Source organism: Variovorax sp. J22P240 (genome assembly GCF_030316855.1).
Lineage (GTDB): Bacteria > Pseudomonadota > Gammaproteobacteria > Burkholderiales > Burkholderiaceae_C > Variovorax.
Genome location: NZ_JASZYR010000001.1, coordinates 116,019 through 140,856, shown reverse-complemented (window position 1 = coordinate 140,856; position 24,838 = coordinate 116,019). Strand labels below are relative to the sequence as shown.

The 24,838-nt window shown below is 63.9% G+C and carries 26 protein-coding genes and 2 tRNA genes; 8 read left to right on the top strand and 20 right to left on the bottom strand.

Annotation, left to right across the window (positions count from 1 at the left end):
• Nucleotides 1-414 (top strand): ExbD/TolR family protein, encoded by a 414-nt coding sequence (locus tag QTI24_RS00695; protein ID WP_286597688.1) that lies wholly within the window; start codon nt 1-3, stop codon nt 412-414.
• A 94-nt stretch (nt 415-508) separates the two neighbouring features.
• On the top strand, nt 509-721 hold the full coding sequence (gene hemP, locus QTI24_RS00690; protein WP_286597687.1) for a hemin uptake protein HemP: 213 nt from the start codon (nt 509-511) through the stop codon (nt 719-721).
• Between the two features lie 178 nt (nt 722-899).
• On the opposite strand, the gene QTI24_RS00685 is transcribed toward hemP, so the two are convergent.
• On the bottom strand, nt 900-1,307 hold the full coding sequence (locus tag QTI24_RS00685) for a GlcG/HbpS family heme-binding protein (protein ID WP_286597686.1): 408 nt from the start codon (nt 1,305-1,307) through the stop codon (nt 900-902).
• Nucleotides 1,308-1,472: 165 nt separating this feature from the next.
• Between QTI24_RS00685 and QTI24_RS00680 the strand changes: the two genes are divergently transcribed.
• On the top strand, nt 1,473-2,174 hold the full coding sequence (locus QTI24_RS00680; protein WP_286597685.1) for a Bax inhibitor-1/YccA family protein: 702 nt from the start codon (nt 1,473-1,475) through the stop codon (nt 2,172-2,174).
• Between the two features lie 45 nt (nt 2,175-2,219).
• Here QTI24_RS00680 and rlmD read toward each other — a convergent pair whose 3' ends face one another.
• Genes rlmD through surE form a run of 5 tightly spaced genes read right to left on the bottom strand, consistent with a single transcriptional unit; the run spans nt 2,220 to nt 7,260 of the window.
• Nucleotides 2,220-3,656: a 23S rRNA (uracil(1939)-C(5))-methyltransferase RlmD gene (rlmD, locus tag QTI24_RS00675; protein WP_286597684.1), complete on the bottom strand. Its 1,437-nt coding sequence runs from the start codon at nt 3,654-3,656 to the stop codon at nt 2,220-2,222.
• A gap of 42 nt (nt 3,657-3,698) precedes the next feature.
• The gene (locus tag QTI24_RS00670) at nt 3,699-4,745 is read right to left on the bottom strand and encodes a sigma-70 family RNA polymerase sigma factor (protein ID WP_286597683.1); all 1,047 of its coding nucleotides are present in this window, start codon (nt 4,743-4,745) and stop codon (nt 3,699-3,701) included.
• A gap of 4 nt (nt 4,746-4,749) precedes the next feature.
• A complete protein-coding gene (locus QTI24_RS00665) occupies nt 4,750-5,709 on the bottom strand; it encodes a peptidoglycan DD-metalloendopeptidase family protein (RefSeq protein ID WP_286597682.1) in 960 nt (319 codons plus the stop codon).
• Nucleotides 5,710-5,720: 11 nt separating this feature from the next.
• Complete coding sequence (locus QTI24_RS00660) at nt 5,721-6,494, bottom strand: protein-L-isoaspartate(D-aspartate) O-methyltransferase (RefSeq protein ID WP_286597680.1); 774 nt, start codon at nt 6,492-6,494, stop codon at nt 5,721-5,723.
• Nucleotide 6,495: 1 nt separating this feature from the next.
• Nucleotides 6,496-7,260: a 5'/3'-nucleotidase SurE gene (gene surE / locus QTI24_RS00655; RefSeq protein ID WP_286597679.1), complete on the bottom strand. Its 765-nt coding sequence runs from the start codon at nt 7,258-7,260 to the stop codon at nt 6,496-6,498.
• 125 nt (nt 7,261-7,385) lie between these two features.
• Here surE and QTI24_RS00650 point away from each other — a divergent pair, with 125 nt between their 5' ends.
• Entirely contained in the window at nt 7,386-8,372 is a 987-nt protein-coding gene (locus QTI24_RS00650) for an NADPH:quinone oxidoreductase family protein (RefSeq protein ID WP_286597678.1), read from the top strand.
• A gap of 65 nt (nt 8,373-8,437) precedes the next feature.
• Here the strand turns inward: QTI24_RS00650 and QTI24_RS00645 are convergent, their stop codons facing one another.
• The 7 genes from QTI24_RS00645 to QTI24_RS00615 form a co-directional block, all read right to left on the bottom strand.
• A complete protein-coding gene (locus QTI24_RS00645) occupies nt 8,438-8,776 on the bottom strand; it encodes an H-NS histone family protein (RefSeq protein ID WP_286597677.1) in 339 nt (112 codons plus the stop codon).
• Nucleotides 8,777-8,893: 117 nt separating this feature from the next.
• Nucleotides 8,894-8,969: transfer RNA gene (locus QTI24_RS00640), tRNA-His, on the bottom strand.
• A 28-nt stretch (nt 8,970-8,997) separates the two neighbouring features.
• Nucleotides 8,998-10,911 (bottom strand): SurA N-terminal domain-containing protein, encoded by a 1,914-nt coding sequence (locus QTI24_RS00635; protein WP_286597675.1) that lies wholly within the window; start codon nt 10,909-10,911, stop codon nt 8,998-9,000.
• A gap of 74 nt (nt 10,912-10,985) precedes the next feature.
• Nucleotides 10,986-11,061: transfer RNA gene (locus QTI24_RS00630), tRNA-Val, on the bottom strand.
• 17 nt (nt 11,062-11,078) lie between these two features.
• Entirely contained in the window at nt 11,079-11,351 is a 273-nt protein-coding gene (locus QTI24_RS00625; RefSeq protein ID WP_007830705.1) for an HU family DNA-binding protein, read from the bottom strand.
• A gap of 222 nt (nt 11,352-11,573) precedes the next feature.
• The gene (locus tag QTI24_RS00620; protein ID WP_286597674.1) at nt 11,574-12,659 is read right to left on the bottom strand and encodes a tartrate dehydrogenase; all 1,086 of its coding nucleotides are present in this window, start codon (nt 12,657-12,659) and stop codon (nt 11,574-11,576) included.
• Nucleotides 12,660-12,662: 3 nt separating this feature from the next.
• Nucleotides 12,663-13,553: an alpha/beta fold hydrolase gene (locus QTI24_RS00615; protein ID WP_286599228.1), complete on the bottom strand. Its 891-nt coding sequence runs from the start codon at nt 13,551-13,553 to the stop codon at nt 12,663-12,665.
• A 75-nt stretch (nt 13,554-13,628) separates the two neighbouring features.
• Between QTI24_RS00615 and QTI24_RS00610 the strand changes: the two genes are divergently transcribed.
• Nucleotides 13,629-14,573 carry a LysR substrate-binding domain-containing protein gene (locus tag QTI24_RS00610; protein ID WP_286599227.1) on the top strand — a complete coding sequence of 315 codons (945 nt, stop codon included), beginning with the start codon at nt 13,629-13,631 and terminating at the stop codon, nt 14,571-14,573.
• Nucleotides 14,574-14,577: 4 nt separating this feature from the next.
• Here QTI24_RS00610 and QTI24_RS00605 read toward each other — a convergent pair whose 3' ends face one another.
• Genes QTI24_RS00605 through QTI24_RS00590 form a run of 4 tightly spaced genes read right to left on the bottom strand, consistent with a single transcriptional unit; the run spans nt 14,578 to nt 18,516 of the window.
• Nucleotides 14,578-15,459 (bottom strand): DMT family transporter, encoded by an 882-nt coding sequence (locus QTI24_RS00605; protein WP_286597673.1) that lies wholly within the window; start codon nt 15,457-15,459, stop codon nt 14,578-14,580.
• The gene (gene pgsA, locus QTI24_RS00600; protein ID WP_286597672.1) at nt 15,456-16,022 is read right to left on the bottom strand and encodes a CDP-diacylglycerol--glycerol-3-phosphate 3-phosphatidyltransferase; all 567 of its coding nucleotides are present in this window, start codon (nt 16,020-16,022) and stop codon (nt 15,456-15,458) included. Before pgsA ends, QTI24_RS00605 begins: the two co-directional genes overlap by 4 nt.
• Before the next feature lie 44 nt (nt 16,023-16,066).
• Complete coding sequence (gene uvrC / locus QTI24_RS00595; protein ID WP_286597671.1) at nt 16,067-18,028, bottom strand: excinuclease ABC subunit UvrC; 1,962 nt, start codon at nt 18,026-18,028, stop codon at nt 16,067-16,069.
• 5 nt (nt 18,029-18,033) lie between these two features.
• A complete protein-coding gene (locus QTI24_RS00590) occupies nt 18,034-18,516 on the bottom strand; it encodes an OsmC family protein (RefSeq protein WP_286597670.1) in 483 nt (160 codons plus the stop codon).
• Nucleotides 18,517-18,564: 48 nt separating this feature from the next.
• Here QTI24_RS00590 and earP point away from each other — a divergent pair, with 48 nt between their 5' ends.
• The 3 genes from earP to QTI24_RS00575 all read left to right on the top strand — a co-directional run bounded on the left by earP (nt 18,565) and on the right by QTI24_RS00575 (nt 21,309).
• Complete coding sequence (earP, locus tag QTI24_RS00585; protein WP_286597669.1) at nt 18,565-19,635, top strand: elongation factor P maturation arginine rhamnosyltransferase EarP; 1,071 nt, start codon at nt 18,565-18,567, stop codon at nt 19,633-19,635.
• Between the two features lie 138 nt (nt 19,636-19,773).
• On the top strand, nt 19,774-20,328 hold the full coding sequence (gene efp / locus QTI24_RS00580) for an elongation factor P (RefSeq protein WP_286568623.1): 555 nt from the start codon (nt 19,774-19,776) through the stop codon (nt 20,326-20,328).
• Between the two features lie 114 nt (nt 20,329-20,442).
• A complete protein-coding gene (locus QTI24_RS00575) occupies nt 20,443-21,309 on the top strand; it encodes an LOG family protein (protein ID WP_286597668.1) in 867 nt (288 codons plus the stop codon).
• Here the strand turns inward: QTI24_RS00575 and QTI24_RS00570 are convergent.
• Genes QTI24_RS00570 through QTI24_RS00560 form a run of 3 tightly spaced genes read right to left on the bottom strand, consistent with a single transcriptional unit; the run spans nt 21,297 to nt 24,836 of the window.
• On the bottom strand, nt 21,297-22,490 hold the full coding sequence (locus QTI24_RS00570; protein WP_286597667.1) for an MFS transporter: 1,194 nt from the start codon (nt 22,488-22,490) through the stop codon (nt 21,297-21,299). The two genes, QTI24_RS00575 and QTI24_RS00570, sit on opposite strands and share 13 nt — an antisense overlap.
• Nucleotides 22,487-23,830 carry a DNA recombination protein RmuC gene (locus QTI24_RS00565; RefSeq protein WP_286599223.1) on the bottom strand — a complete coding sequence of 448 codons (1,344 nt, stop codon included), beginning with the start codon at nt 23,828-23,830 and terminating at the stop codon, nt 22,487-22,489. Before QTI24_RS00565 ends, QTI24_RS00570 begins: the two co-directional genes overlap by 4 nt.
• A 19-nt stretch (nt 23,831-23,849) precedes the next feature.
• Complete coding sequence (locus tag QTI24_RS00560; protein WP_286597666.1) at nt 23,850-24,836, bottom strand: 2-hydroxyacid dehydrogenase; 987 nt, start codon at nt 24,834-24,836, stop codon at nt 23,850-23,852.
• Between the last annotated feature and the right edge of the window lie 2 nt (nt 24,837-24,838).

Sequence of the window (24,838 nt, the reverse complement as noted above, 5' to 3'; positions counted from 1 at the left end):
ATGGCTTTCGGAACACAGGACGAACCCGATGAGGTGATGAACGAGATCAACATGACGCCGCTGGTCGACGTCATGCTGGTGCTCCTCATCATCTTCATCATCACGGTGCCCGTGATGAAGCATGCGGTGAACATCGACCTTCCCCGCGCCTCGAGCGAGCCGGAGCAGACCAAGCCGCAGAACATCCTGTTCACAGTGGCAGCCGACGGCACCTATTACTGGAACGAGCAGAAGATCGAAGACGCCGACGTGAAGACGCGTCTCGCCGCGGAAGCCGCCAAGGACCCGCAGCCCGAACTGCATATTCGCGGTGACAAGGCGGTCCGCTATGAGCGTGTGGCGCAGGCCATGTCGGCGGCGCGCGAAGCCGGCGTGCGCAAGATCGGGTTCATCACCGAACCCGATCCCAAGTAAAGCAGGCGCGCAAGACAAAAAAATCGATCGCGACGATTGACTTTTTATTGAGAATCATTATCATTTGCTCATCGCTTCGATAAGGGGATTTTCAATGCAAGCCACGCCCAATGCCTTCACCGTCTTGAGCCATCCCTCGCTTGACCATACAGGCGGTGGCCGCGTTTCCAGCGAGGTGGCGCGCCCGGCGCCGTTGCTCGAAAGCGCTGAACTCCTCAAGGGCAGCAAGACGGTCGGCATCCTGCACAACGGTTCCCTCTATCGACTTCAAGCCACCAAACTCGGCAAGCTGATCCTGACCAAATAAGGTTCAGTCCGCCCCTCGCGCAAGTTTCATCGTGGGGCGACTCGAGGAGATTCATCTCCGAAGGGTCGTTTTTTGCTAGCCAACGGTTCGCCGACTAGCCAAGCTCTTTTTCCACCTTGGACCGCCAACGAAAAACGCCGACCTCGCAGTCGGCGTTTTGCTTTTGACGGGGCGGTGCTCAGAGACCGATTGCCGCGATGCCCGCCTTGGCGATCTGGGCGTCCTCGTTCGACTTCACGCCGCTCACGCCCACCGCGCCGATGACGTGGCCATCCTTGACGATTGGCACGCCGCCTTCCAGCAGGCCCGTGACGCCCGGCGCCGTCAGGAACGAAGTGCGACCACCATTGATCATGTCTTCGTAAGTCTTGCTTTCGCGGCGTCCCATCGCAGCCGTGTGGGCCTTGGCTGGCGCAATGTGGGACGACAACGCTGCCGCGCCGTCCAGTCGCTGCAACCACAGCAGATTGCCTGCGTCATCGGCGATGGCGATGGTCACGGCCCAGTTGTTCTTGAGGGCCTCGGCTTCGGCGGCGGCGGCAATGGCCTTGACATCGGCGAGTTCGAGGAATGACTTGGTCTTCATGGTCTTGAGGGAAGTTGCGTAATCCCGAAGCATAGCGTTTGGGACCGATAGAGCCCTTGACGCAGATAGGAATATCCGAACCCAGGTCTTTCTGATCGGTGGCCCTTGCAGGGTCCTAGAATGCGCCCAACTGCATCTTTGCAGCAAACCCCTGGAGTTTCAGCAATGAACGACCGCGTCAACACCCTCGACACCACCGTCGGCTACGGCCAGACGTTGCCGCAGGCAGACCGTCAGCGCGTCCTGCGCAATACCTACTGGCTGCTCGCCCTGAGCCTGCTGCCCACAGTGCTCGGCGCTTGGCTCGGCGTTGCCACCGGCATCACCCGCTCTCTCGGTGGCGGCCTCGGCCTCATGGTGTTCATGGGCGGTGCGTTCGGCTTCATATTCGCGATCGAGAAGACCAAAAACTCTGCTGCCGGCGTGCCGGTGCTGCTGGCCTTCACCTTCTTCATGGGCCTGATGCTGTCGCGGCTGATCGCGATGGTGCTGGGCTTCAAGAATGGCTCGGAGTTGATCATGACCGCCTTCGGCGGCACCGCTGGCGTGTTCTTCGTGATGGCTTCTTTGGCCACGGTGATCAAGCGCGACCTCTCCGGCATGGGCAAATGGCTCTTCGTCGGCGCGATCGTCCTGATGGTCGGCGCCATCATCAACGTATTCGTGGGTTCGAGCGCAGGCATGATGGCAATCTCGGTCGCCGCGATCGGCATATTCTCGGCCTTCATGCTGTACGACCTGAAGCAGATCATGGACGGCGGCGAGACCAACTACATCAGCGCCACGCTGGCGCTGTACCTCGATCTGTTCAATGTATTCCAGAGCCTCCTGGCCCTGCTCGGCATCTTCGGCGGCGAGCGCGACTGAGAGGTCTCGCCACATCAGAAAAAGGGGCCCCCAAGGGCCCTTTTTTCATGCGAGATCGAATACTGCGATCGATTCCACGTGCGAGGTGTGCGGGAACATGTTGACCACCCCCGCGAAGGTGCATCGATACCCGGCCTGATGAACCAGCAGGCCCGCATCGCGCGCCAGCGTAGAGGGGTTGCAGCTCACATAAACGATCCGCTTGGGCGGAGCCCAGCCGCCCCGATGCAATTCGACCTGCTGGTGCAGATCCGCGAGCGCCTTGGCCAGCGCAAACGCGCCTTCGCGCGGCGGGTCGACCAGCCACTTGTCCGCAGCGCCGTCTGCTACCAGCATCGCAGGCGTCATCTCGAACAGATTGCGCGCAACGAAGCTCGTTGATGCCAGCGCGCGCCGCCCGGGCACCGCGGGGCGATTGCGCTCGTAGTTGTCCGTGGCACGCGCCACCAGCGTGTCACTGCCTTCGATGCCCAGCACCTCGCGAGCCCGGCTCGCCAACGGCAAGGTGAAATTGCCCAGTCCACAGAACCAGTCGATCACGCGTTCATCGGGCCGCACATCGAGCAGCCGCAACGCGCGGCCGACCAGCACGCGATTGATGTGCGGGTTGACCTGTGTGAAATCGGTCGGCTTGAAGGGCATCGTGACACCGAACTCGGGGAGCCCATAAGCCAGCGGCTCTCCGCCCTCTTCCAGCAACTTGACGGTCTCGGGCCCCTTGGATTGCAGCCACCATTGAACGCCTTCGTTCTTTGATGCAAAAGCCTTGAGCCGGGCCACATCGGCATGGGTCAACGGCTCCAGATGCCTCAGGACCAAGGCAATGACACCCAAGCGGCCCGTGCCATCGGGAGAATCGCCGCAGGCCAGCTCGATTTGCGGGCAGGTCTCCCGCGCGTCCATCGAGCCGATCAGTTCGCGCAAGGGCATGAGCATGTCGCTGACCTGCGCCGGCAAGACGGGGCATACCTTCATGTCCGCCAGATAGCGGCTCTTGCGTTCGTGGAAGCCGATGAGAACCGTACCCTTCTTCACCACGTGACGCACGGAAAGGCGCGCACGATAGCGATAGTGCCAGGAGGGTCCTTCGAGCGGGCGCAGCACGTTCTCGGGCCGCACCTTGCCGAGGTGCCAGAGGTTGTCCTCGAGCGATCGCTGCTTCACCGCAACCTGTGCGGCTGCATCGAGGTGTTGCATCTTGCAGCCCCCGCAGGCACCGGCATGCAAGCCGAAGTGCGGGCACCCGGGTCGCACGCGCTGCGAAGATTCACGGGCAATCGCCGTCACAGTGCCCTGCTCCCAGTTGTTCTTCTTCCGGTGCACGTTGAACTGCACCTCTTCGAAGGGCAATGCGCCTTCGATGAACACCACCATGCCGTCGGCCTTGTGCGCCACACCCTGCGCGTCGAGATCGAGCGACTCCACCTGCAGCCATTCATCGTGGGGGCGCTGCGCTTCCTTCTTTTCAATCGATTCCGTCATGCCTGGATTGTCTCAGGCCGCGGGAAGCGCGCTCCTCGGGCCCTACAGGAGCGCGTCACGCTGCACGCCTGCGCGCGCCAGTTGCCGGCGCATCTTGGCCAGCGCCTCATTCTGGATCTGCCGGACGCGCTCGCGGGTCAGTCCAAGACGAACGCTCAACACTTCCAGCGTCTCCGGATCACGGTCATGCAGGCCGTACCGGCCTTCGAGCACTTCGCGTTCGCGCTCGGTCAATACCAGGATCCACTGATCGAGCAGTTTCTCGACCTCGTGCGTCTGTGTGACGCCCGTAGGATCGCCGCCTTCGTCGTCCGACGCCACCGTGTCTGCCAACGTGAAGCTGTCGTCGCCGCGCTCAGCACCGGCGTCGAGCGAGCGCGGTGCCTCGGCGAGCGCCATCAGGTCCGCCACTTCCTGCACCTCGCGGCCCAGAAGCGCTGCGACATCTTCGACGCGCACGCCATCCGGACGACGGGCAATGAATTCGGGGTCGCCCTCCAGCGCACGACGCGCGCGCATCACCTGTTGCAACTCACGCACCACATGCACCGGCAAGCGGATGGCGCGCGCCTGCATCATTGCCGCGCGTTCGATGGATTGCCGAATCCACCAGGTTGCATAGGTCGAGAAGCGGAAGCCGCGCTCCGGTTCGAACTTGTTGATCGCATGCATGAGACCGAGGTTGCCCTCTTCGATCAAGTCCGCCATCGGCACGCCGCGTCCGAGGTAGGACTTGGCGATATTGACCACCAGCCGCAGGTTGTGCTCGATCATCGATTGCCGCGCTGCGAAATCACCGCTGCGTGCGGCACAGGCGGTTTCATACTCTTCCTCGGGCGTGAACAACTGCGTGCGCCGGATCTCGCGCAGGTAGATCGTCAACGAATCGCCACCATCGCCGCCAAGGTCGGTGGGTATTGCTTCGCGAGGATTTTCATTGAGGCCCAACGCCTCGCCAGCGACGCGGTCCACCGCGCCCCGCATCGGGATGGGAGAGTCCGAAGCTCGCGGCGGTTCGAAGTCCGAGGTGCCGCCGTTGCCCGCCACTCGCCGCACGACCGGGGTGCGACGAAGGCGAGAGGCGGTCATGACGCTAGCGCGCTGGCAGGTACCGCGCCGGATCAACCGGCTTGCCCTGGCGGCGGATTTCGAAGTGCAGCTTGACGCGGTCTGCGTCGCTGTTGCCCATCTCGGCAATCTTCTGCCCCTTCTGCACCGACTGATCTTCCTTGACCAGCAACGTGCGATTGTGGGCGTAGGCGGTCAGGTAAGTGTTGTTGTGCTTCAGGATGATGAGGTTGCCATAGCCGCGCAGTCCTGCGCCTGCGTAGACGACACGACCATCGGCTGCCGCGAGGACCGAATCGCCCGCCTTGCCGCTGATATCGAGCCCCTTGTTCTTGGCCTCGTCGAAGCCTGCAATCAAAGATCCTTGGGCTGGCCAGATCCAGCCCACGTCCTCGTCGCCCGAAGCCGTGGCGGCCGGCGGCGTTGGCGACGCAGTGACCGGCGGAGTCGGCTTGGTTGCCGCGCTCGGCGCCGCACCAGGTGCGACCGCAGCCGCAGCCGCAGCCGCCGCCGCGGTGCTCGGTGCGACGATCGGCTGTGTCACCGGCCGAGTGACGACACCGGACGCGTCGGTCGTCGCGGGCGGTGTGGATGCCGTCGCCGTTGCGCCAACGGGCGGGATCACCCGCAGCACCTGGCCGACTTCGATGAGATCAGGATTGTCGAGATTGTTCCAACGCGCGATGTTCTGCCAGCTCTGGCCGGTTTCCGTGCCGATGCGGCGAATGGTGTCGCCCGGACGCACCGCGTAGTACCCCGGCTTGCCGTAGTTCTCGATGCCGGCCAGCGGCTTGCCGCTGGCATCGGTGGTGATCGGCGGCACACCAGGAACAGCGGCTCCGTTGGTGGCTGCGACCGGCGTACGAGTCATGGTGCCGCGATCCTCGACCGGCACCGGGCCACGCGGTGCGCCACAACCCGCAATCACGAGCGAAACCACCAGCGTCATGCCGGCAAGCCAGCCCCGATTGCCAATACCCTGCATGTGTTTTTCCTTCAAGCAATTCCCGATTTTAGGGGGACAAAGTGAACCGCCTCAAGAATGCGTCGCTCGACGCCGCGTGCGGTTTTGTCAATGACAACCAGGGCTTGTCCGCCCGTCGCGGATTGCGTCGGCGCGACGATTCTTCCGCCCACCGCCAACTGCGTAATCCACGCTTCCGGCACGGCCTCCCCGCCCGCCGCCGCGATGATTCCGGCATAAGGCGCACCCTTGGCATAGCCGATCATCCCGTCGCCAAGCAATAGATGGACTGTCGCCAACCTGAAAGGGCGAAGGTTCGTGCGCGCGCGTTCATGCAACCCTCGCAAGCGCTCGATGCTGTAGACCTCGGTCGCAACGTGGCTGAGCACCGCGGCCTGGTAACCACAGCCGGTGCCGATCTCGAGCACTCGTCCCAATCGATCGCCGGGCTTGCCCGCCAATGCGGACGCGCCGAGAAGCAATTCGATCATGCGTGACACGACGTTGGGCTTGGAGATGGTCTGGCCCAGCCCGATCGGCAGGCTGGTGTCCTCGTACGCCTGATTGACCAGCGCGCTGTCCACGAACAGGTGACGCTCCACCGTGCCCATGGCGCGCAGTACACGCGCATCGGCAATGCCTTGAGCGGCGAGGCGCTGGACCATCCGCGCACGGACCGCGTCCGACGCCATGGAAGGCGTGCTGTGGACCGTCGGTTTGGCGGGTACCGCGGGCAAACGTCCGCGCGTCGCCGCAGAAGCCGTGGGCGTTAGCCGCACGGGAAATCCCGGGCGCTGGCCAGCCATGTCAGGAGCGCTCGCCGAGGCGAGCCACCGTGTCGCGCCACTGTCCCAGATTGGCGTGATCGGTCAGGTCGATCTGCAACGGTGTCAGCGCGATGTGGCCGGCAGCGGTGGAATGGAAGTCGGTGCCCTCGCCGCTGTCCTTCGCTCCCCCCGCGCCGGCGATCCAGTACATCGTCTCGCCGCGAGGACTGTCTTGCGTGATCACTTTCTCGGCGGCATGGCGACGCCCCAGACGACACACCTGGACCGACTTCAGTTCATCGAAGGGAAGATTCGGCACGTTGACGTTGAGAAGGAATGCGTTACCGCCAAGCATCTGATCTCGCTCGATCTGCTCGACCAGTCGCCGCGCCGCTCGGGCCGCCGCGTCGATGTGGGCCCAGCCCTTTTCGATCTGGGAGAAGGCGATCGCTGGGATGCCGAACAGGTAGGCCTCCATCGCGGCGCCGACAGTGCCCGAATAGATCGTGTCGTCGCCCATGTTGGCGCCGTTGTTGATGCCGGACACGACCAAGTCGGGCCGATAGTCGAGCAAGCCTTTCAACGCGATGTGCACGCAATCGGCCGGCGTTCCGGTCACGTAGCGGAATCCGTTGTGAGCGGTATGCACGTAGAGCGGCGCGGCCAGCGTGAGCGCGTTCGACTTCGCGCTGTTGTTGTGCTCGGGCGCGACCACTTCGACCTCGGCAATTTCCTTCAGTGCGTCGTGCAATGCGACGATACCCGGAGCCTGGAAACCGTCGTCGTTCGAAATAAGTATCTTCATGGCGTCTATCAGTGCGCGCGATTGTAGGCGGCGGGGGCGTCACGGCTGGGACAACACGGCCAGCGCACCGCGCCTATCATGGCCCGCATTCATTGCCCCCAGACTCATTGATAGGAGACACGAGCATGCACGCATGGCTCTGCGAGAACCCCACCGGCGTCGACGCACTCACGTGGAAAGAACTGCCAACGCCGACCCCCGGGCCCGGACAGGTGCTGATCGAAATCAAGGCGGCAAGCCTGAATTTTCCCGATCTGCTGATCGTCCAGAACAAATACCAGATCAAGCCGCCACTGCCTTTCGTGCCGGGCTCCGAATACGCCGGCGTGATCACCGCCGTCGGCGAAGGCGTCACGCATCTCAAGATCGGGCAAAACGTTGCATGTCTGTCCGGCACGGGCGGCTTCGGAACGCATACGCTCGCGCCCGCAGCGCTTTGCATGCCCCTTCCCGAAGGCTTTGGCTATGTCGATGCCGCCGCGTTCATCATGATTTACGCGACCTCCTGGCACGCATTGATGGACCGCGCGCAATTGAAGGCGGGTGAAACAGTGCTGGTGCTCGGTGCAGCCGGCGGCGTCGGAACCGCGGCGATCCAGATTGCAAAGGCTGCGGGTGCCAAGGTCATCGCAGCCGCGTCGACCGATGAAAAATGCGAACTCTGCAAATCCATCGGAGCGGACGTCACGATCAACTACACCACGCACGCGATTCCCAATGGTTTTCGCGATGCAGTCAAAGCAGCAACCGGCGGCAAAGGACCTGACGTCATTTACGACCCTGTGGGCGGCGAATTTGCCGAACCAGCGTTCCGCTCGATCGGTTGGCGCGGCCGCTATCTCATCGTCGGTTTCGCCGCAGGCCCCATTCCTTCGCTGCCATTGAATTTGATGCTGCTCAAAGGCGCATCGCTGGTCGGCGTGTTCTGGGGCGATTTCGCCAAGCGCGAGCCCAAGGCCAACGCGCAGATGATGGCCGAATTGGCCCAGTGGTACGGCCAGGGCAGGATCAAGCCCGTGATCGATCGCGCCATCCCTATGGCGGAACTCAAGGCCGCTTACGCCCACATGGGCTCGCGCGGGGTCAAGGGCAAGCTCGTGCTGGTCAACTGAGGACTCGAGAAGCCCGCAAAAAAGCCCGCATGAGCGGGCTTTTTACTTTGGCCGACACGAAGGCCTTACTTGATCTCGAAGTCCGACAGCGATTTACCGGCTGCAAGCGCCTCCGTGATCCAACGCGGCTTGCGACCACGGCCGCCGGACCAGGTCTCACCGGTGGGGCTGCGATACTTTGCAGCGGACTTGGTTACAGCAACCCCTGCGCTGCGCTTGCCAACGCGTCCCGCGAGTTTGAGATCGGTTGCCGTCAAACCGTATTCAGCGATCTTCTTGCGTATCTCCTCGATCACTCCTGAGCGTTCCTGATTTCTCAGCTCTTCGGCTTGCTTGCGCAATTGCGCAATCTGCTCGTCGTGCTTCTTGATCTGGGAATTGATGTCGGCAAGGGATGAGGCCATCGGTGCTAATCCTCGAATTAGAAAGCGAAAATTCTAATTCAAAAGTCAATTGCCACAAGTAAGGCAGGCACAAAAAAAGCGCCGACCATTCGATCGGCGCTTTTTGTCAATGACGTTTGGGGTGGCTGATGGGACTCGAACCCACGACGACCAGAATCACAATCTGGGACTCTACCAGCTGAGCTACAGCCACCGCAGCCTGCGATTGTAGCGTGAAAAAACTAGCGTTCGACGCCCGCCGTCGGATCCGAGGGCCTCGGAACCAAAATTTCAGCCTTGAAGCGGTTCTTCAGCAAGTCGTAGTAAGCGGAGCTTTCCGCCGCGCCCACGGCCTGTGCAAACTGCTCGTTCTCCTGCTTCGCCAGCTCCGCCGCGGGCGGCGTACGGGGGACGGCCTTGACGACGCGCACCACGGCAAAGCCCTGCGCACCAAGATCCGTTCCGATGAGAGCCGGCAGCTTGCTGGTATCGGCACGCAACGCGCCTTCGATGACAGCTGGCGGCTGCGACTGCATCTCCAGCCGCGAAACCGTTACAGGTGCGCCGAAAGTCGCGCCCGCAGGGTTCGCCTGCCAGGCCGCCAGCTTGCCCTCGCCTTCGGCCTTTGCGAGGGCGGCCGCGCGTTGGGCAATGAGTTGCGTGCGAACCTTGTCCTTGACCTCTTCGAAGGGCAGCGTGCGCGCCGGAGCGTATTGCGTGACGCGACCCGATGCGAGTTGGTTTGGCCCGATTTCGATGGCTTCGGTGTTGTGCTTGCGCTCGAGCGTGTCGGGAGCAAAGAGCGCGTTCAGGAAATTGCGGTTGGCCAACGCGCCCGCGGCACCCGGCGCAGGCGTACGCGCCACATTGCCAGCCGTCTGGATCGTGAGCTTCAGTTTCTCGGCAGCTGGTTTCAGGCTGTCCGGCTGCTGGTAGACGATGTCTGTGAAGATCTCGGCGGCCTTGGCGAACTCCTGCGTGGCCTGCTGGCTGCGCACTTCGTTCTCGATGGTGGCACGCACCTTGTCGAAGGGCGGAACCACGGCGGGCTTGATGTCGTTGAGCTGGATGATGTGGTAGCCGAACTCGGTCTCGACGACATTGCTGATCTCGCCCTTCTTGAGCGAGAACATCACATCCTCGAAAGGCTTGACCATCGCGCCGCGCGTCACGAAATCGAGATCGCCGCCCTTCTCCGCCGATCCGGGATCCTGCGAATTCTTCCGTGCCGTCTCGGCAAAGGTGTGGGGTGCCTTCCGGAGATCGGCCAGCAGTTGTTCCGCCTTGGCACGCGCCTTCTCGCGCTCGGCGGCCGGTGCGTTGGCCGGCGCGGCGATGAGGATGTGGCTGGCACGACGTTCTTCCTTGGTGCCGAAGCGCGCGCTGTTCTGGTCGTAGTAGCTCCGCAGATCCGCCTCGCTGACCGATATGTTCTTCTTCGCGGCTTCGAGGTCCAGGACCAGGTATTCGACGCTGGCCTGTTCAGGCACCTGGAACTGCGCCGCGTGGTCCTTGTAGAAAGCCTGAAGATCGGCATCGCTCACGCTGACTTTCGACGCGAAGTCGGCGGGCTTGAACAACGCCACCTGAATCTCGCGGCGATCGTAGAACGCATTGAGCGCCGCGGCGGCCTGGGCGACGGTCGCGAAGGTCGTACCCGAAACGCCCAGAGACACCTGTTGGGTTGCCAGATCGGCGCGAACCGACGCCTCGTACTGCTCGGGCGTGCGGCCGGTCGCGCGCATGAAGCTCTCGCGGTCGAATTTGCCATCGGCTGTGCGGAACGAAGCGAGGCCCGAGTCCGCCGCAAAAAGGCGTGCGAGCCGCTCTTCCGACACGGTCATATTGGATTTGGACGCCGCTGCCGCGAGCACGCGATCACGCACCATGCGCTCCAGAGTGGCGTAGCGCGCTGCATCGGAGTCGAGCAAGGCCGGATCGATGTTGGGCGCCTGACGGCGGATTCGGTCGACCTCGTTGCGATGCTGCGCATCCCATTCGGGACGGGTGATCTCATGGCCCGCGACGCGCGCGACCATTTCGCCTTGCGTATTTCCCTGATACCGATCGACGCCGAAGAGCACGAACGAAGGAATGATCAGCAAGAACAAGAGCACCATGATGATCTTGTTGTACTTGCGGAAGGAATCAAACATGCTTGGGCACTCTCTGTGACGGATTGCGGGACGGCAACAAAAAAGGCGAACACGCTGTTCGCCTTTGCTTCGGGTGGTGGGTGCTGAGGGGCTCGAACCCCCGACCTACGCCTTGTAAGGGCGCCGCTCTACCAGCTGAGCTAAGCACCCCACCGGAAAACAGTGTCTCAGTTCAGCGCGTCTTTCAGCGCCTTGCCGGGACGGAACTTCGGGATCTTGGCGGCCTTGATTTTAATCGCGTCGCCGGTGCGCGGATTGCGACCGGTCCGCGCGGCACGCTTGCCTACTGCAAATGTACCGAAACCGACGAGCGATACGGAACCGCCCTTCTTGAGCGTTGTACGAATGGCGCCGATGGTGGATTCGAGTGCGCGCGTGGCGGCAGCTTTGGAGATGTCGGCGTTTTTTGCGATGTGCTCAATGAGTTCGGTTTTGTTCACAAGGGCCCCTTGCAGGAAAATTGTTGATCAGTCGTCAGAAGCGATGCCAGCCCCGTGACGATGCCACGGGGGCGAAATGCGAAAAAAGGGTGGCAGTTCTGACGCGCCGGCAGCGCGCTGCCGACAAGGATTACAACCACTGGTCTACAGGGTGTCAATACGACACTCCCCCCTAGAACACAGCGAGGAGCGCGATTTTAGTGGCGTTTTGACAAGTCTTTTTCAAAGTGCCTCGGCGATCGCCTTGCCCAGGTCGCTCGTGCTTGCGGTTCCGCCGATGTCGGGCGTGCGCGGGGCGCCGCTGCCGGGAGCCAGCACTTTCTCGATCGTCGACAGGATCGCGTCGTGCGCGGCCTTGTGGCCGAGAAACTCCAGCATCATCGCGCCGCACCAGATCTGGCCGATCGGGTTGGCGATGCCCTTGCCAGCAATGTCCGGCGCGGAGCCATGCACGGGCTCGAAGAGCGACGGCGTGGTGCGCTCCGGATTCAGGTTGGCGCTAGGCGCAATGCCAATCGTGCCGGTGCATGCAGGCCCCAGGTCCGACAGGATGTCGCCGAACAGGTTGCTCGCCACCACCACATCGAAGAAGTCAGGGCGCTGCACGAAGTGCGCGGTCAGGATGTCGATGTGGAACTTGTCGAGCTTGACGTCCGGGTAGCTCTGCGCCATGGCAGCCACACGCTCGTCCCAGTAAGGCATGGTGATCGAGATGCCATTGGACTTCGTGGCGCTGGTGAGATGCTTCTTCGGGCGCGACTGCGCCAGATCGAACGCGAACTTGAGCACACGGTCCACGCCGACTCGCGACATCACGGTCTCCTGGACGACGATCTCGCGCGGGGTGCCTTCGTACATCCTGCCGCCGATGCTCGAGTACTCGCCCTCCGTGTTTTCGCGCACGATGTACATGTCGATCTCACCCGGTTGCCGTGGCGTGCCATCGCGACGAACCACAGGCGCGACGATGCCCGGCATCAGGCGCGCGGGGCGCAGGTTGACGTACTGGTCGAATTCGCGACGAAAAAGCAGCAGCGAGCCCCAGAGCGACACATGGTCAGCGATCTTCTCGGGCCAGCCGACCGCTCCGAAGTAGATCGCGTCGTGCCCGCCGATCTGGTCCTTCCAGTTGTCGGGCAGCATCTTGCCGTGCTTCTCGCAGTAGTCCCAACTCGAGAAATCGAAGTGGTCGAACTTCAGGTCGATGCCGAACTTGCGCGCTGCGGCATCGAGCACGCGCAGGCCTTCGGGCATGGTTTCCTTGCCGATGCCGTCGCCGGCGATGACTGCGATTCGTTGGGTGCTCATGTCTCAATCCTTGTGGGTCGCGTTGAAAAAGGGAAGCGCGCGTGCCAGCAGGTCGTGCGGCGCTTCCTCGGGAATGTAGTGGCCGCAGGCGAGCGCTTCGCCCGAGACGTCGTCGGCGCGCTCGCGCCAGAGTGCCAGCACATCGAAGCAGCGCCCGACCGCACCATGCTCGCCCCACAGCACGCGCAGCGGCTGCGTGAGCTTGCGGCCGGCCGAGATGTCGGCGCGATCGTGATCCAGGTCGATGGTGGCCGAGGCCCGATAGTCCTCGCAGATGGATTTCGCGCTGCCATCGATCAATGCGCAGCGTTCGTACTCCGCGAGCGCTTCCGGTGCAAAGGGCGCAAGACCCGCATGGCGACTGCCCATGACGCTGCGCACATAGCGCACCGGATCCGATTCGATCAGCGCTTCGGGCAACGGCGGCGGCTGGATCAGGAAGAACCAGTGCCAATAGGCCTTCGCAAAAGCTTCGGACGTGTCCTCGTACATCGCGAGCGTCGGCGCGATGTCGAGCACCATGAGGCGCTCCACCGCCTCCGGGCGATCTGCCGCGAGCCGATGGGCCACGCGCGCCCCCCGGTCATGCGCGAGCACGCCGAAGCGCTCGAAACCGTGATGCCGCATGGCGGCGAGCGCGTCGAGCGCCATCTCGCGCTTGCTGTAGCGGACATGGGCCGCATCGGCCACGGGACGGCCGGAGTCCCCGTAGCCGCGCAGATCAAGCATGACCAAGGTGAAGTGCTCGGCCAGCACTGGCGCCACGCGATGCCAGATCACGTGCGTCTGCGGGTGCCCATGGAGCAGCAGCAGGGGTGCGCCGTTGCCACCAACGCGTCCGTGCAGCCGAACACCGTCGCGCGACAAGTCGAAGGTGGAGAACGAAGCCAACATGCGATGAATTGTGCGTTGCACACCTCTCTTCATCAAGCAACAATCAGCCAATTGATACTTTCCCAAATGGCAGCAATGGAACGCAGTGATCTGGAACTCGTGATGGCGATCCGCGCGCGCGGAAGCCTCGCCGGTGCCGCGCTCGCGCTGAACGTCGTTCCTTCCGTGGTGACCAAACGGCTCGGGTCGCTGGAGGCGCGACTGGGCCAGCGGCTGTTCGACCGCACCACGCGCAGACTCAGCGCCACGGCGGACGGCGAAGCGGTGTGCCTGCATGCCAAAGGCCTGCTCGACGGCTTCGCCGCGCTCGAGAACGAACTGGGCGAACGCCAGAGCGAACTGAGCGGCACCATCCGGCTCGTCGCCACCTTCGGATTCGGCAGGCGCTGGCTCGGGCCGGCGCTCGCGGCGTTCAACGAGCAGCATCCCGGACTGCAGATCCAGCTCACGCTGGCGGAGAAACTGCCCGACCTGGGCGCGGAAGGACACGACGGTGCCGTGTGGTTGTGGCAGCCCCAACATCGCCGTGCAGGCGACTGGGTCACGCGCCGCGTCGCGCGCAACCAGCGCGTGCTGGCGGCTGCTCCGGCGTATCTTGAACACCATGGTCTTCCGGCCGACGCTGCTGCGCTCGCGTCGCACGACTGCCTCGTGGCACGCGAGAACAGCGAAGGCAGCGAGCGTGAATTCGCGCTCTGGACGCTGCGCCACGTCAAGGACGGAACCACGGTTCGCGTCCACGTGCGCGGTCCACTGTCGAGCAACTCGGGTGAATTGGTGCGCGACTGGTGCCTGGCCGGTCGCGGGATCATGCTGCGCAGCCTCTGGGACATTGCACCTCACCTCGCCTCGGGCGAACTGGTGCGCGTGCTGCCGCAACTCGCGATGCCGGATGCCGACATTCAATGGGTCGCGCCGTGGCGACCCAAGACGCCCCGGCGCGTGCGGGTACTGATCGACTTTCTGGTGGAACGTTTTCGCGGCGAGCCGTGGAAGGTCGACCCCACGCGTTCGCGCTGAGCTTTCAGCGCTCGCCGCGCACCACCAGGCTCACGCCAACGGCGGTCGTCGCAATGCCTGCCAGCGTCACCACGGTGATCGGCTCTGCAAACAAGAGCCAAGCCATCACGGCGGTGCACGGCGGCACGAGATAGAGCAGGCTCGTGACGGCGGTGGCGGTGCCGCGCTGGATCAGGATATAGAGCAGCGAACTGCCGCCCAGCGACAGCGCGAGGACGGACCATGCCATCGCACCACCTGAAGCCAGGTTCCATTGGATGCTGTCGGTCTCCAGCGCAGCGAAGGGCAGCGTGACCAGCAGCGCCGCTGCGAGTTGGATCGCATTCGCGCTGCGCACGTCGCGAGGCGCGACGAAGCGCTTCTGATACAGCGTGCCGGCGGTGATCGACAGGAGCGCCATCAGCGCCAGCCCCATCGTCAGCACATTGACCTCCCCGCCCTGTCCCAGCTTGCGCGACACGACCAGCACGAGCCCGAGAAATCCGAGGAACAGTCCCGCCCACTGGCGACGCGTGATCGTGCCGCCAGTCATCGACATCCAGACGGCGGTCAGCACCGGCTGGATACCGACCAGCAATGCGATGAGGCCGGAGCCCATTCCGGCCCTGACGGCCGCCCAGACGCCACCCAGGTAGCCCGCCTGCATCAGCACGCCGGTGACCGCGAGATGACCCCACTGCACCCGATCTCGCGGCCACGCGACGCGCGCCACCCGGACCCAGGCGAGGAAGCAGATCACCGAGAGTGCATAGCGCACCGTGAGGAACTTGAGCGGCGGCGCGTAAGGCATGCCATACCGCGCCACGATGAAGCCGGTGCTCCAGATCAGCACGAAGACCGCTGGCATGATGCGAAGCCAGCCCGCCGAACGGGCCGCCCCCGTCATTTCGCCCGGGCCCGGATCTCGGGAATGGCCTTCTGTAGGTAGTAGACCATCGACCAGACGGTGAGCACGGCGGAGATCCAGATCAGCCACTGGCCCCAGGCGCCGGTGTCGATCACACCGAACAGCATGCCGTTGAAGAGCAGGAAGGGGATCGCCACCATCTGCACCACGGTCTTGACCTTGCCGACCATGTGGACCGCGACACTCTTGCCGGCGCCGATCTGCGCCATCCATTCGCGCAGCGCGGAGATTGCGATCTCGCGACCGATGATGATCAGCGCCACGAACACGTCAGCGCGATTCAGGTGCACCAGCACGAGAAGCGAAGCACACACGAGGAACTTGTCGGCGACCGGATCGAGGAAGGCGCCGAACGCCGAAGTCTGGTTGAGCCGGCGCGCCAAGAAGCCGTCGAGCCAATCGGTTGCCGCGAACACGATGAACATCACCGTCGCGATGAGATTGCGCATCGGCTCCGACAGCGGCAGGTAGAACACACCCACGATCAACGGAATCGCGACGATGCGCGTCCAGGTCATGATCGTTGGCAGAGTCCAGAACATTGGAACGAGTATATGGCCCGCCCCGGTGCGAGGCCGGGGACCGGTCAATGCAAGGCTCTATAGATTTCCTCGGCAAGGTCAAAAGCGATTCCCTCGACCGAAGCGATGTCCTCGACGCTGGCTGCCGCAACGCCGCGAATTCCGCCGAAGCGCTGCAGCAAGCGCGCGCGACGCTTGGGCCCGATGCCAGGAATATCTTCGAGCTGGCTGCCGCCCACCCGGATCTTCGCCCGCTTGGCGCGCATGCCGGTGATGGCGAATCGGTGCGCCTCGTCGCGAATCTGCGCGACCAGCATCAGTGCCGCCGAATCGCGGCCAAGATAGACCTTCTCGCGGCCATCGGCGAACACCAGCTCCTCGAGCCCGACCTTGCGACCCTCGCCCTTCTCCACGCCGACGATCAGCGACAGCGGCAGCCCCAACTCACTGAACACTTCACGCGCCATCGACACCTGGCCCTTGCCGCCGTCGACCAGCACCAGTTCCGGCATGCGCGCGGTCCGCGTGCCCGGCCGTGCATCAGTGCCCGCGCCCGCGGCATCGCCGGCAGGGGGCGCATCGGTCTCCGCCGCCATCGCCTCGGCCAGCTTGCCGTAGCGGCGATGCAGCACCTGCCTCATCGCGGCATAGTCGTCGCCCGGCGTGATGCCCTCGATGTTGTAGCGCCGGTATTCGCGGTTCTGCATGGCGTGATGCTCGAACACGACGCACGAAGCCTGCGTCGCTTCGCCCGCCGTGTGCGAGATGTCGAAGCACTCGACTCGGAAGTTGTCGAGATCGTCCGGCGCCAGTTCGAGCGCATCGACCAGCGCGCGCGTGCGCGCCTGTTGAGAGCCCTCCTCCGCAAGCAGGCGCGCGAGTTGGAGCGCCGCGTTCTTGCACGCCATTTCCAGCCAGTGGCGACGCTGCTCCCGCGGCTGGAACACGGCGGTCACGCGCGTGCCCGCCTGCTGCGAAATCGCCTCGATGAGCTCGCGGCCCACCAGTTCGCTCAGAACCAGCGTGGCCGGCACGGGCACGTCGATGTAGTGCTGCGCGATGAAGGCCTCGAGTACCTGCACCTCGACCGTGTCGGACAACGGCGGTTCGTCGTCGCTCTCGGCATCCCGCTCGCCATGCTGGATCTGCGTGGCGTCTTCCACATGCACCGGGAAATAGGCACGGTCGCCCAGGTGCCGGCCGCCGCGCACCATCGCGAGATTCACGCAGGCCTTGCCGCCCTGCACCTTGACGGCGAGGATGTCCACATCCTTGTCGGAGGCGATCTCGATCGACTGCTGGTGCAGCACACGTGACAGCGCCGACATCTGGTTGCGCAATTCGGCCGCCTGCTCGAACTCCAGCTTCTCGGCGTGGGACATCATCCGCGCCTCGAGTTGCGTGAGAACGACCTGCGTGTCACCCATCAAGAAGGCCTCGGCGTTGGCGACGTCCTGTGCGTAATCCTCGGGCGTGATGTAGCCCACGCAGGGGCCGCTGCAGCGCTTGATCTGGTAGAGCAGGCAGGGCCGCGTGCGATTGCTGTAGACCGTGTCTTCGCAAGTGCGCAGCTTGAACACTTTCTGCAGCAGCTGGATCGACTCCTTGACCGCCCACGCACTTGGGTACGGCCCGAAATAGCGGTGCTTGCGATCGACCGACCCGCGGTAGTACGCCAGCCGGGGGAAGGTGTGCGAGGCGATCTTGAGATACGGATAGCTCTTGTCGTCGCGAAACAGGATGTTGTAGCGCGGCTTGAGCGTCTTGATCAGGTTGTTCTCGAGCAGCAGCGCCTCGGCCTCGGAGCGCACCACCGTGGTCTCCATGCGGGCGATCTTCGAGATCATGTGGCCGATGCGCGTGCCGGCGTGATTCTTCTGAAAATAGTTCGCCACGCGCTTCTTGAGATTGCGCGCCTTGCCCACGTAGAGCACCGCACCTGCCGCGTCGAAATAGCGATAGACACCAGGCAATTGCGGCAATGCCGCCACTTCGCTGAGCAATTGATCGGAATGCGTTTCAGCCATTGTGTTTACTGTGGGGTCCCGTCTTCCAGCACTGGCTCGCAGCGCACGTCGGTGTGGACCGAATTGGCGATGAAGCACTGGTCGTGCGCCGAGTGGTGCATGGCTTCGATTTGCTCGCGCGTCGGCAGGCGCTCGCCGGAAAAAAGCGCCTGCGGCCGCAGCGTGACGACGGTCATCGCCAACTTGCCGGCAGCGTTGCGCCCCATCCGGCCGTCGGCACTGTCGGCGTAGCGTTCCACGCAAAAGCCGCGCGATGCCGCTATCGACAGGAACCACAGCATGTGGCAGCTCGACAGCGAAGCGACGAAGAGTTCTTCCGGGTCGACGGCCGTGGCATCCGACATCGGCAGCGGCACAACGTGCGGAGAGGACGAGCCGACCCATTCCGCGCCGCCGTCGAAGCGGATCGCGTGGCGACGGCTGTAGCGATTGCCGACGAGATCCTGACCGTCGCGTTGCCAGAGGATGTCGGCGGAGTGATGTGACATGGAATCTGTCTCCGGTGTCTCCATTGGGGGGCTGTAGAGTATCCCGCGATGCGCTGGGACATTTTCTGCAAGGTGATAGACAACCATGGCGACGCCGGCGTCTGCTGGCGGCTGGCCGCTGCGCTCAGCGGCGAAGGCGAGACGGTGCGCTTGTGGATCGACGATCCCTCCGCGCTGGCCTGGATGGCGCCCGAAGGTTGCGAAGGGGTTTCTGTCGTCGCCTGGACTGCGGCGACGGCGGAAATCCAGGCCACCAACGCACCCGCCCCGGACGTGTTGATCGAGGCCTTCGGCTGCGATCCCGCGCCAGAAATCGTTGCAATGTTCGCGCTGCACGCGCCAAGAAACGGCTCGACTCACCGATGGATCAACCTGGAATACCTGTCGGCCGAGCCCTATGTCGAGCGCCTGCACGGCCTCCCCTCCCCCGTCTTCAGGGCACCCGGCGCCGGGCTGACCAAGCATTTCTTCTATCCAGGCTTCACCAGAGCCACGGGCGGCCTGCTGCGCGAGCCCGAGTTGATAGCGCGGCGCGAGCGATTCGATCGCGGCGCGTGGCTCGCAAGCCAAGGCATCCCCTGGCAAGGCGAACGCCTCGTCTCGCTGTTTTGCTACGAACCGCCGGCGCTCGAAGCCCTGCTCTCCCAATTCGAGCGCGCCGACCGGCCCACCCGCTTGCTGGTCACGGCAGGACGCGCCGCGGCCGCCTTGCCACCCGGTCCCGCACAGCGCGGCGCGCTTTCGATCTCATGGCTGCCCCATGTGCCGCAACCCGAATTCGACCACCTGCTTTGGACCTGCGATCTGAATTTCGTCCGTGGCGAAGACTCCCTGGTTCGGGCGATCTGGGCCGGCGCTCCCTTCATCTGGCAGATCTACCCGCAGGACGACGACGCGCACCACACCAAACTGAACGCTTTGATGGATTGGATGAACGCCGCGCCCTCTTTGCGCGGCTTCCACCATCTCTGGAACGGCATGGCAAGGGATCGATTGCCGGATCTGAACCCGACGACGCTCGAATCCTGGGGTTCCAGCGCGCTGGCCGCACGCGCATGCCTGCTCGAACAGGACGACCTTTTGACGCGGCTGCAGCGTTTCGTCGCCCAAAAAAGCTAAAATTGCGGGCTTTGCGGATTTCCGGCCGGGGCGTTCCCCGATTGCCGCACCATCCGCTGAACCCGCCGCGGTGAATGCGCCAGAAGGGCCAGAGGGCTCGACGACGCACCGAGCGGCCAACATCCAGAGACCCTGATTATGAAAATCGCTCAAGAAATCCGCGCTGGCAACGTGATCATGCACGGCAAGGACCCCATGGTCGTCCTCAAGACCGAATACAGCCGTGGCGGCCGCAATTCCGCAACCGTGCGCATGAAGCTCAAGAGCCTGATCGCCAACTTCAACACCGAAGTGGTCTTCAAGGCCGACGACAAGATGGAGCAGATCGTGCTCGACAAGAAGGAATGCACCTATTCCTACTTCGCCGACCCGATGTACGTCTGCATGGACACCGAGTACAACCAGTACGAAGTCGAAGCCGAGAACATGGGCGACTCGCTCAACTACCTCGAAGACGGCATGCCGGTCGAAGTGGTGTTCTACGACGGCAAGGCCATCTCGGTCGAACTGCCGACCAGCGTCGAGCGCGAAATCACCTGGACCGAACCGGCCGTCAAGGGCGACACCTCGGGCAAGGTCATGAAGCCGGCCAAGATCTCCACCGGTTTCGAAATCGGCGTGCCGCTCTTCGTGGCGCAAGGCGACCGCATCGAAATCGACACCCGCACCGGCGAATACCGCAAGCGCGTCTGAGCGACCGATCACCCTGAAAAAGGCTCCTTCGGGAGCCTTTTTTGCGTGCGTTCCGACGCACCGGGCCCGAAATCTGCAAGGCGCACAATTCAGCCTCGCTTTCCTCGCAAGACCATGCCCAACAGCACACACGACCTCCACGACAAGCGCCTCGCCGACGCCTGGGCCACTCTGCAGGCCCATGCGGACAAAGGCCTTCCCCTGCACACCGATCCTTCGCGCCTGGCTTTCGCCGACCCCGAATTCCTGCTGCGCCGCGAAACGCGCGGACTGCGCATGCAGCTCGAGCTCATGAAACCCGACCTCGAGATGCGCGCGCACGGCATCGAGAACACGGTGGTCGTTTTCGGAAGCGCGCGATTTCGAAGCGAAGAGGAATCAGGCGCGCTGATCGCGCAAGCCGAGGCATCCGGCGACTCGATCGCGGCCGACCGCTGGCGCAAGCTCGCACGCAGTTCCCACTATTACGAAAAGGCGCGTGCCTTCGGCAAGCTCGTCGCGCAGTACAGCAACGACAAGGAGCCCCAGGACAAGCTCTTCGTCTGTACCGGCGGCGGTCCGGGCATCATGCAGGCGGCCAACCGCGGCGCGTACGAAGGTGGAGGCCTCTCCGTCGGCTTGGCGATCGCGCTGCCGATGGAGGAAGAAGCCAACCCCTACGTCACCCCGGCGTTGAGCTTCAAGTTCCACTACTTCGCGATTCGCAAGATGCATTTCATGATGCGGGCAAAGGCGCTGGTGGCCTTTCCCGGTGGCTTCGGCACCCTGGACGAGCTGTTCGAGGTCATCACGCTGGTACAGACCCGCAAGGCCAAGCCTGTGCCGATCGTGCTGTTCGGCTCGGACTACTGGAAGCAACTCATCAATTTCGAGTTCCTGGCCGAGGAAGGTGTGATCTCGCCCAACGACGTGAAGCTGATCGAATACGTGGATGCCCCGCAAGACGCCTGGGACTACATCAAGACTTTCTACAAACTCTGAACGGGCTGGTCTTCGCGCGACGGAGCCTGCAGTCCCCAGACCGAGCGGGTGCCAAGCGCCACCACGCCGCCGACGATCCAGAACACGCCCGCGACGCCGATCAGGGCGCCGGCTGCGCCGAAGAGCATGGGCATGGCGACGCTGGAGGCGTTGAGCGTCATCACGCGCAGGCCGAGGGCTTCGCCGTGCCGCGCGTGCGGAGTGATCTGGTGCAGCATGCTCATCACCATCGGTTGCACCGCACCAAGGGCCACACCCAGCACCACCGAGCAGACGCCCATGCCGAACGCCGAGGTCATGAATGGATAGGCCGCGAAGACCAGCGCCGTGACCACGTTCGATGCGGTGATCACGCCGCGTTCGCTGAAGCGCGAAGCCACCAGCGGTAGCACGACGCGAATGCCGGCCGCAGCCACCGCGAAGGCGCCGAGGATGGAGCCGATCATCGACGCGCTCAGCCCGCGCTCGTGACCCAGGATCGGCAACACGAAGGTGTGCACGTCCCACGACGCGGACTGCAGCCAGTTCACAAACAGCAGGCGCCGGAACATGGGCTGGCTCAGCAGATCCCAGGCACGCGGCCTTGGCACTCCGGGTGGCAGGCGCACCGGGGGGAGTTCGGCTGTCCCGCGCGCGAGCATCCAGCAAGCAATTGGCAGCAGCGCCAGCAAGGCGAAAGCCACCCGATAGCCGAGCAAATCGCCCGGTGTGGGGCCGGCATGGTCGATGAGCAGACCCGTGACGAAGGGACCGACGAAATTGGCCGCAGCCGGCGCGATCGCGAGCCAGCTGAACACCTGCTTGAGTTGGGTGGGGTTGCTCGCCGCGCGGCCGACGTGGCGCTGCAGCGCAATCACCGCGATGCCGGTGGCGCCCCCCGTCAACAGCGCCGCCAGGCAAAGCACCGGGAACACCGGCAGTACCGCGGCCATCGCGGCTCCGGCCGAGGCTGAAACAACGGCGATGGTCAACGGCCGCCGCAGTCCATGCCGATCCGCAAAGCGCCCGGCAGGCAGCGCCAGGAACACCTGCGTCAGCGCGAACAGCGCCAGCAGGACCCCGACGGCGGCCGCACTGTAGCCCTCACGCAGCGCCAGTAGCGGGGCTGCCAGCCGGGTGCCCGTCATCGCGGCGTGCAGGCAGACCTGCGCGAGGATCAGGCGAAGCAGGCCGGCATTCACGTCTGGAGGTCGTCGTCGCCGTCGGCAGGCGGCAGCAGCGCCTGGGACTGCGCTTCGGGCAACGCCTCCACCTTGCGTAGCGCGAGCCGCATCTGCTTGGCGCGCGTGTCCGCCTTGTCGAGGGTGTCGGAAGCCTTCGCCACCTGTTCCTTGATGCGCGAGACCCATTCGCCGTAGCGCTCGAACTCCGTCTTGACCGCGCCCAGCACCTTCCACACTTCGGAAGCCTGTTGCTCCAGCGCGAGCGTTCGAAAGCCCATGTGCAGGCTGTTGAGCATCGCCAGCAGCGTGGTTGGCCCGGCGAGCGTCACGCGATGCTGGCGCTGGATCGCATCCATCAGGCCGGGACGGCGCAGCACTTCGGCATAGAGGCTTTCGACCGGCAGGAAGAGGATCGCGAAGTCCGTGGTGTGCGGCGCGGCCAGGTAGTTTTCGGCGATCGACTTTGCTTCGGTGCGAATGCGTGTTTCCAGCGCCTTGGCGGCAATTTCGGCGGCGCCCGGATCGGCCCGTTCGTGTGCGTCGAGCAGGCGCTCGTAGTCGTCGCGCGGAAACTTGGCGTCGATGGGCAGCCAGACCGGCGCGCCATCGCCGCCGCGGCCCGGAAAGCGGATCGCGAAATCCACGCGCTGGCCGCTGCGGGGCTTGGTCTCGACCTGCTTGGCATACTGGTCGGGCGTCAGCACCTGTTCGAGCAGCGCCTCGAGCTGCACTTCGCCGAACACGCCACGGGTCTTCACATTGGTCAGCACGCGCTGCAGGCTGCCCACGCCGACGGCGAGCGTCTGCATTTCGCCCAGGCCCTTATGAACCTGTTCGAGCCGGTCCGCCACCTGCTTGAAGCTCTCGCCCAGGCGGGCTTCGAGCGTGCTCTGCAGCTTCTCGTCGACCGTCTTGCGCATCTCGTCGAGCTTCGCGCTGTTGTTCTGCTGGAGTTGTGCGAGTTGGGTCTCCATCGTGGCGCGCACTTCGGCGAGTCGGCGCGCATTGGATTCGCTCAGCCCCTGGAGTTGGGTGTTGAGCGTGTCGGCCAGCGTCTTTTGCAACAGCGTGAGTTGCTGCGCGAAGGCGTCGATCTGCGCATTCTGCGTGCGGGTGGACTCCGCGCCTTGCTGGATCAACGCCTGCTGGAAGGTGGCAAAAGCTTGCGCCGTTTCCTGCCGGGCGCCGCGCGAGGACTCGCCGATCTCGTGGCGCAGTTCGCGCTCGATGCGCTCGTTGCCGGCGCCCAGGGTCGCGACCAGCGTCGAATGGTCGGGCGCCGGCTGCTTGCGCAGCAGCAACCACAGGATGAGGATGAAGTTCAGGGCCGCGAGGGCCAGCAGGATCCAGGTTTCGATCACGGGTGACGTTGTCTTCTTATTTGGCCGCAAGCACTGCGGGGTTGAGGGGCGTGACCGGCTTGTTGTTCATGAGGTAGCCAATGAGGTTGTCGACCGCCAAGTCGGCCATGGCCCGGCGCGTAGGCACCGTGGCGCTGGCGATGTGGGGCGTGAGCACGACGTTGGGCACGGTGAGCAGGTCCGGGTGCACCTTCGGTTCGCCCTCGAATACGTCGAGGCCGGCCGCCGCAATGCGCTTGTCGCGCAGCGCCGCCGCGAGCGCCGCATCGTCGACGATGCCTCCCCGCGCAATGTTGACGAGCGTGGCGGTGGGCTTCATCAGCGCCAGTTCGGCCGCACCGATCGTGTGATGCGATGCCGGCGTGTAGGGAACCACGAGCACGACGTGATCGGCGGTCTTCAGCAATTCTTCCTTGCCCACGTAACTGGCCTTGCATTCGGCCTCGAGCGCCGCGTCGAGCCGCGAACGGTTGTGATAGATCACCTTCATGCCGAAGCCGTGCGCGCCGCGTTTCGCAATGCCCTGCCCGATCCGGCCCATGCCGATGATGCCGAGCGTGGCGCCGTGGATGTCGGAACCGGAGAACATGTCGTAGCTCCACTTTTCCCACTTGCCCGCGCGCAAGAAATGCTCGCTTTCCGCGATGCGGCGCGCAGTGGCCATCAGCAGCGCAAAACCGAAATCGGCCGTGGTTTCGGTCAGCACGTCCGGTGCGTTGGTTCCGAGCACCCTGTGCGCCGTCATCGCGTCGATGTCGAAGTTGTTGTAGCCCACGGCCATGTTGGCGCAGATCTTCAGGTCGGGGCAGGCATCGAGCACCTCGGCGTCGATGCGCTCGCTGCCGGTGGTGAAGACGCCCTGCTTGCCCTGGAGCTTTTCGATTAGCCGGGCCTTGCTCCAGCTTTCGTCGTTCGGATTGGAATCGACTTCGAAGTGTTCCTCTAGACGGGCAATGGTCTCGGGAAAGATCGAACGGGCAACGAGGATTTTGGGTTTGCTCATGA

Coding starts and splice junctions, on each gene's coding strand:
- QTI24_RS00695 (WP_286597688.1), top strand. CDS start 1: ATGGCTTTCGGAACACAGGACGAACCCGATGAGGTGATGAACGAGATC.
- hemP (WP_286597687.1), top strand. CDS start 509: ATGCAAGCCACGCCCAATGCCTTCACCGTCTTGAGCCATCCCTCGCTT.
- QTI24_RS00685 (WP_286597686.1), bottom strand. CDS start 1,307: ATGAAGACCAAGTCATTCCTCGAACTCGCCGATGTCAAGGCCATTGCC.
- QTI24_RS00680 (WP_286597685.1), top strand. CDS start 1,473: ATGAACGACCGCGTCAACACCCTCGACACCACCGTCGGCTACGGCCAG.
- rlmD (WP_286597684.1), bottom strand. CDS start 3,656: ATGACGGAATCGATTGAAAAGAAGGAAGCGCAGCGCCCCCACGATGAA.
- QTI24_RS00670 (WP_286597683.1), bottom strand. CDS start 4,745: ATGACCGCCTCTCGCCTTCGTCGCACCCCGGTCGTGCGGCGAGTGGCG.
- QTI24_RS00665 (WP_286597682.1), bottom strand. CDS start 5,709: ATGCAGGGTATTGGCAATCGGGGCTGGCTTGCCGGCATGACGCTGGTG.
- QTI24_RS00660 (WP_286597680.1), bottom strand. CDS start 6,494: ATGGCTGGCCAGCGCCCGGGATTTCCCGTGCGGCTAACGCCCACGGCT.
- surE (WP_286597679.1), bottom strand. CDS start 7,260: ATGAAGATACTTATTTCGAACGACGACGGTTTCCAGGCTCCGGGTATC.
- QTI24_RS00650 (WP_286597678.1), top strand. CDS start 7,386: ATGCACGCATGGCTCTGCGAGAACCCCACCGGCGTCGACGCACTCACG.
- QTI24_RS00645 (WP_286597677.1), bottom strand. CDS start 8,776: ATGGCCTCATCCCTTGCCGACATCAATTCCCAGATCAAGAAGCACGAC.
- QTI24_RS00635 (WP_286597675.1), bottom strand. CDS start 10,911: ATGTTTGATTCCTTCCGCAAGTACAACAAGATCATCATGGTGCTCTTG.
- QTI24_RS00620 (WP_286597674.1), bottom strand. CDS start 12,659: ATGAGCACCCAACGAATCGCAGTCATCGCCGGCGACGGCATCGGCAAG.
- QTI24_RS00615 (WP_286599228.1), bottom strand. CDS start 13,553: ATGTTGGCTTCGTTCTCCACCTTCGACTTGTCGCGCGACGGTGTTCGG.
- QTI24_RS00610 (WP_286599227.1), top strand. CDS start 13,629: ATGGAACGCAGTGATCTGGAACTCGTGATGGCGATCCGCGCGCGCGGA.
- QTI24_RS00605 (WP_286597673.1), bottom strand. CDS start 15,459: ATGACGGGGGCGGCCCGTTCGGCGGGCTGGCTTCGCATCATGCCAGCG.
- pgsA (WP_286597672.1), bottom strand. CDS start 16,022: ATGTTCTGGACTCTGCCAACGATCATGACCTGGACGCGCATCGTCGCG.
- uvrC (WP_286597671.1), bottom strand. CDS start 18,028: ATGGCTGAAACGCATTCCGATCAATTGCTCAGCGAAGTGGCGGCATTG.
- QTI24_RS00590 (WP_286597670.1), bottom strand. CDS start 18,516: ATGTCACATCACTCCGCCGACATCCTCTGGCAACGCGACGGTCAGGAT.
- earP (WP_286597669.1), top strand. CDS start 18,565: ATGCGCTGGGACATTTTCTGCAAGGTGATAGACAACCATGGCGACGCC.
- efp (WP_286568623.1), top strand. CDS start 19,774: ATGAAAATCGCTCAAGAAATCCGCGCTGGCAACGTGATCATGCACGGC.
- QTI24_RS00575 (WP_286597668.1), top strand. CDS start 20,443: ATGCCCAACAGCACACACGACCTCCACGACAAGCGCCTCGCCGACGCC.
- QTI24_RS00560 (WP_286597666.1), bottom strand. CDS start 24,836: ATGAGCAAACCCAAAATCCTCGTTGCCCGTTCGATCTTTCCCGAGACC.